1 protein-coding gene is annotated in these 507 nt (G+C 30.2%); it reads left to right on the plus strand.

Annotation, left to right across the window (positions count from 1 at the left end):
* The first annotated feature begins 23 nt into the window (after window positions 1-23).
* Window positions 24-398: a hypothetical protein gene (locus tag G3567_RS13260; protein WP_164005794.1), complete on the plus strand. Its 375-nt coding sequence runs from the start codon at window positions 24-26 to the stop codon at window positions 396-398.
* The last annotated feature ends 109 nt before the right edge of the window (window positions 399-507 follow it).

A 507-nucleotide genomic window follows, 5' to 3' on the forward strand; every position in this document is an offset into this window, starting at 1 on the left:
ATAAAATCAAAACTTAATCGAAAATGAAAGTTTACGGAAAATGTAAGAATTGCAGAAATGAAATAGGATATTCTACAGAAGCAAATACGAGAGTTGAATTTGCAATGAAAGATGGCGAAACAAAAACACTGAATTGTAAAAACTGTGGAAATAGCTCGGAATTTCACGTGGATGAATTAATTGCTAATAGATCGAAATCCCCATTAATATTAGCAGGAATTTCCTTTTTGCTAGTAATTGGAGTGTCTTTATATTTTCTAATTTTTGGGGATAGTGAATATGTATATTTCTCTATCGGATTACCCTTTGTGATTTATTTTATATTAGACAAGCAAGACCAAACTCGTGTTTCAAGTTTTAATAGAAGAAATCTGAAAGGTAGAGTTCATAATATTTAACTTGATTTACTTACAAATAAGTTGCTAATTTTTAAGATAAAGTAATTGAATAAAAGTAAATCCGACAGTGGATCTCGAACGCAAAAAAAAACGCTTGGCAACACAGGCT

This window comes from Psychroflexus aurantiacus (assembly GCF_010820555.1).
In the GTDB taxonomy this organism is placed as follows: domain Bacteria; phylum Bacteroidota; class Bacteroidia; order Flavobacteriales; family Flavobacteriaceae; genus Psychroflexus; species Psychroflexus aurantiacus.

Bases quoted from the DNA above. Each gene is read 5' to 3' on its own strand.
- G3567_RS13260 (WP_164005794.1), top strand. From the start codon at position 24: ATGAAAGTTTACGGAAAATGTAAGAATTGCAGAAATGAAATAGGATAT.